This is a genomic window from Neobacillus drentensis (genome assembly GCF_036966985.1).
GTDB classification, from domain to species: Bacteria; Bacillota; Bacilli; order Bacillales; family Cytobacillaceae; genus Neobacillus; species Neobacillus drentensis_E.
The window spans coordinates 1-4,048 of sequence record NZ_JBALSN010000286.1 but is presented as its reverse complement, the minus strand read 5'-3'; the positions used below and the strand labels follow the sequence as shown (position 1 = coordinate 4,048).

At 37.8% G+C, this 4,048-nt stretch carries 6 protein-coding genes; 4 read left to right on the top strand and 2 right to left on the bottom strand.

Features of this window, described 5'->3' with window-relative positions; translation table 11 throughout:
• Together V7659_RS18960 and V7659_RS18955 are read left to right on the top strand one after the other, a co-directional pair.
• Window positions 1-874, top strand: an 874-nt coding sequence (locus V7659_RS18960) for a DMT family transporter (protein ID WP_335541389.1), incomplete at its 5' end; no start/stop codon positions are given.
• A 131-nt stretch (window positions 875-1,005) separates the two neighbouring features.
• A complete protein-coding gene (locus V7659_RS18955; RefSeq protein WP_335541387.1) occupies window positions 1,006-1,686 on the top strand; it encodes a zinc metallopeptidase in 681 nt (226 codons plus the stop codon).
• A 45-nt stretch (window positions 1,687-1,731) separates the two neighbouring features.
• On the opposite strand, the gene V7659_RS18950 is transcribed toward V7659_RS18955, so the two are convergent.
• Window positions 1,732-1,887, bottom strand: coding sequence for a hypothetical protein (locus V7659_RS18950; RefSeq protein ID WP_186328640.1), 156 nt, complete (start codon window positions 1,885-1,887; stop codon window positions 1,732-1,734).
• Window positions 1,888-2,223: 336 nt separating this feature from the next.
• Here V7659_RS18950 and V7659_RS18945 point away from each other — a divergent pair, with 336 nt between their 5' ends.
• Together V7659_RS18945 and V7659_RS18940 are read left to right on the top strand one after the other, a co-directional pair.
• On the top strand, window positions 2,224-3,003 hold the full coding sequence (locus V7659_RS18945; RefSeq protein WP_335541385.1) for a Cof-type HAD-IIB family hydrolase: 780 nt from the start codon (window positions 2,224-2,226) through the stop codon (window positions 3,001-3,003).
• Window positions 3,004-3,052: 49 nt separating this feature from the next.
• Window positions 3,053-3,580: a GNAT family N-acetyltransferase gene (locus V7659_RS18940; RefSeq protein ID WP_335541383.1), complete on the top strand. Its 528-nt coding sequence runs from the start codon at window positions 3,053-3,055 to the stop codon at window positions 3,578-3,580.
• 66 nt (window positions 3,581-3,646) lie between these two features.
• On the opposite strand, the gene V7659_RS18935 is transcribed toward V7659_RS18940, so the two are convergent.
• Window positions 3,647-3,952 (bottom strand): BC1872 family protein, encoded by a 306-nt coding sequence (locus V7659_RS18935; protein WP_335541382.1) that lies wholly within the window; start codon window positions 3,950-3,952, stop codon window positions 3,647-3,649.
• Window positions 3,953-4,048 lie beyond the last annotated feature (96 nt).

The following is a 4,048-nucleotide window of genomic DNA, read 5'->3' as shown; positions in this document are numbered from 1 at the left end:
ATGGGGAAGTGCATTTATTGCTGGAAAAATTGCTGTTCAAGACTTTGAACCGGCTACTGTTGCTTTTTTACGTTTTTTAGGAGCTGCTGTCCTCTTGTTCCCGCTGATGTGGTTAACTGAGAAAAATCGGATCAGGCCTACTCTTAAGGACTATGGCCTGTTTGCGGTTTTAGGCTTAACTGGAATAGCTCTCTATAATATTTGCTTTTTTATTGCCACCAAACATGCACCAGTAATTAAAAGCTCCTTATTTATTGCCTCAAATCCTGTATTAATCGTTCTTCTATCTGGGATATTTTTAAAAGAGACGATTACCAAGAATCATATTATTGGGATGATGATTGCTCTTATTGGGGTTACTTTTATTATTACAGATGGTCACGTATTTTCTTTGTTCGAAATTGGCTTTGAAACGATCGATTTTGTTTTACTTGGTGCGGTGATTAGTTGGGCCTTGTATAGCGTGGTTGGCAAAGTGGTGTTAAAAAAATTTAGTTCAGTCGAATCCACTACTTATGCCGTAGCTTTTGGTACATTATTTTTATTGCCATTTGCATTTGTGGAAACCAGATGGAAGGATGTACAGCATGCTGACATTTCAACTTGGATAGCCATCGCCCACATGAGTATTTTCGTAACAGTGGTGGCATTTATCATGTATTATTACGGGATCAAGGAAATTGGAGCAGCAAAAGCATCGATTTTTATTAATGTCATGCCAGTATCGGCCGTCTTGATGGCAACCATCTTTTTAAATGAAACCTTCACTTTGGCTCACGGAATTGGAGCAGCCTTTGTCCTATCTGGTGTTTATATTGGAACAAATACGAAGATATTTAAGAAAAAAATAAGTACGGTTAAGCGTGCTATTTAATTAAAATAATCGCGTAAAAGGACTTACCTTATTGGTTAGTCCTTTTTTTAACAAGCACTTTATTACTAAAAAAGTGTACCTTAAAGTATAATAATGTATATAAAATAGCATCTTGAGAAGGAGCATGCTTTATGGGTTTTATCGTTTATTTTATTCTAATCATGATAATTCCAATATTTGTGCAGATGTATTTAAGGAGTACCTACTCTAAATTTTTGAAAGTAGGAGCCTCTTCTGGTTTAACGGGTGCCCAGGCTGCTAGAAGAATCTTGGATCAAAATGGCTTATACGATGTATCAGTCGAAGAAGTGAGAGGCCACTTATCGGACCACTACGATCCAAGAAGTAGAAGTGTTAGGCTTTCCTCAACGAACTACCATGGGACCTCAATTGCTTCAATATCCGTTGCCATTCACGAGGTTGGCCATTGTTTACAACAAAAGGATGGTTATGTACCTTTACGTGTAAGACATGCATTGGTACCTGTCGCAAATATTGGCTCAAATTTTTCATTTATCTTGATCTTAATCGGCATTCTTTTATCCTCTGCCAATTTTTTATTACTTGGAATTATCGCTATGGGCGCTGCAGTCCTTTTTCAGGTGGTTACGTTACCTGTCGAATTTAATGCGAGTTCCAGAGCTCTCGATGTAATGGTTGGTTCTGGTCTGATTAGAAATGAGGAAGAGTATCGAGCGAAAAAAGTGCTCAATGCAGCTGCGCTAACGTATGTAGCAGCAACTGTAGTAGCATTAGCAGAATTACTCCGTTTTGTACTCATGTTTACAGGAATGCAAAATAGTGATGATTAATAAAAACAAGACTCCCGCGGTGGAGTCTTGTTTTTTGTTCATTTATTAGGATTTTTCTGATGTTATGTCGTTATAAGGCAAGATCAGTTTTTCCAGCCTACTATAGTCCATGGAACTAATTTCCTCCATTAATCTCGGAATTGCTTTTTCAGGATAGCCATAATCACGAAGTAGTTTTCGCTTTTTTTCTATTTGATCCACACTATTACCTCCTCTAATCTGTGTTCAGATTTTAATTTAAAAAACCAATATCATTTTCACATTTTACCCGAGACCTTCTTGTTCTATGAATTCTTTTCAAAATCCATCTTAAGTTTACATAATGTAATTATAGTTAATTAATATACAAATATTTCCTAAGTTTTCTTGTCGGGGTTTCTGTACTTAGATTTGACTAGGAATAATCTGTAAATATATAATAAATCCCCATACATTATAAAAATTACTGTTTAAGTGTGTTTTGCATAGAGTTTTTCTTGGAACATGTTATACTTTGCTGTACAAATATCTGTGAAAGAATTATTGGGAGTGTGTATTATGAATTACAAGGTTGTCATCTTAGATATAGACGGAACCATCCTCCCGCATGGAAAAACACTGAGTCATGCCACAAAGGATGCCATCCAGAGGCTAAAAGAGAATCAGACGAAAGTGGTGATTGCTACCGGGAGAGCACCATATTTTACTGAGTCGATTATTCGAGAAACTGGGGTCGACTCGATGGTCTTTTTTAATGGATCATTTGCTTTCCATGAAGGAAAAGAAATTTACAAGAGTTCGATCGAAAAGCAAGTATTAGAAAGAGTCCATCAATTATCCAATGACTTTCAACATCCGCTGACATATTTAGGCGATTCAAGCTTTAAAGTTACTCATTTAGATCATCCCTACGTCGTAGAAGCGTACCAGCATGATCCATGGAAACCGGAGCTTGCCACGCCGCAATATTGGAAGGACCAAGATATTTATCAAATCTTCCTCCATTGCGATCTGGAAGAGGAATTATCCTATCAGTCAATGGTTCCAGAACTGGATTTCCGCAGATGGAGTTCAGGGGCACGTACGTGTGATGTGAATTTGTCTAATTCAAACAAAGCAGTGGGAATTAGTAAATTATTAGAAAAACTTGGGATTGCACCTGATGAGGCCGTTGCCTTTGGCGATGGTTTAAATGATATGGAAATGCTGTCACTGGTCGGAATGGGAGTCGCTATGGGAAATGCCCGTGATGAATTGAAAGCAGTGGCCAATATGGTCACACTCTCCGCCGAAGAAGACGGTGTCCGTTACGGATTAGAGCGTCTCGGTTTAATTTAAACCGAGTGCTCTTATCAGTTTTGATATGGGAGATAAGGAGTGAGAAGTCATGAATTTAACATATGAAGTAATCTCGGACAAAGAAATAGAATATTGCCGGGATTTATGCAATGAACTAATGGCCTTTCAAAAGTCGAAAGCTTACATAACACCCGAACGGTTTGATAGCATGAATTTTGACACCCGGATGGTTCCTTCGATAAATAGTGCTAGTCACAATTACATCGTGATTGTAAAAGACGGGGACCAAATCGTTGGGTATGTTTATTCAAATATCTCACCCAAAGAGGCATATTCTAATGAATTTGCTACCTTTTTTGACCTTTCATCGGTTCATAGACCAAATGTTGGTTGTTTATCGCAATTTTACATTAAGGACGAGTATCGGAAATATGGGGTGGGGTCTACACTTTTCAAGATGTCGATGGAGTGGTTAAAACAATTTGATGAGGTAGAAGATTATTTTATCTTTGTCTCTAACGGCAACGATGACGCACTGGAATTTTATAAACGCAAGGGATTTTCGGTTAGTCACGAGATCTTAGACGGGTTTATAACGGTGTTACGAAGTAAATAGAAACTATAAAAGCTTGTAGGATTTGGTCCATGTGGATGTAATCTACAAGCTTTTTGTATGTACTTATTACAGCCATTCCTCAGAGATCGAGCTGTTATCAGCAATGGTGAAGGCTGCATTAGTGATGGCTTGGGCTAATGTGTCGCCTGTTTCACATATGTTATTAAAGCAAACTTCAGTGACTCCATTGGTTGAATAAGTAAAACCGAAGTCTTTTAATTTTTCTACGATGAGCATCGCATGGTCAAGATTCTGTTCGGGTTGAAAATCAGCAACTGGAATGAATGTCCCCTTTTCAAAATCAAACCATCTGTCCCATCTATTTAACTTCCAACCTAGTATTCTCCGAGCGATAATTTCCACTTGGTTCATTTCTTTCTGGCTCCTTTTCTTTGTATTTTTATATTTTACCATTTCCACCGTGTCTGGCCACCGTAATTATTTTCAATTTAGTGACACTTCATAGGG

What these genes read in the sequence shown, in the direction of transcription:
- V7659_RS18955 (WP_335541387.1), top strand. Translation starts at nt 1,006, where the DNA reads ATGGGTTTTATCGTTTATTTTATTCTAATCATGATAATTCCAATATTT.
- V7659_RS18945 (WP_335541385.1), top strand. Translation starts at nt 2,224, where the DNA reads ATGAATTACAAGGTTGTCATCTTAGATATAGACGGAACCATCCTCCCG.
- V7659_RS18940 (WP_335541383.1), top strand. Translation starts at nt 3,053, where the DNA reads ATGAATTTAACATATGAAGTAATCTCGGACAAAGAAATAGAATATTGC.
- V7659_RS18935 (WP_335541382.1), bottom strand. Translation starts at nt 3,952, where the DNA reads ATGAACCAAGTGGAAATTATCGCTCGGAGAATACTAGGTTGGAAGTTA.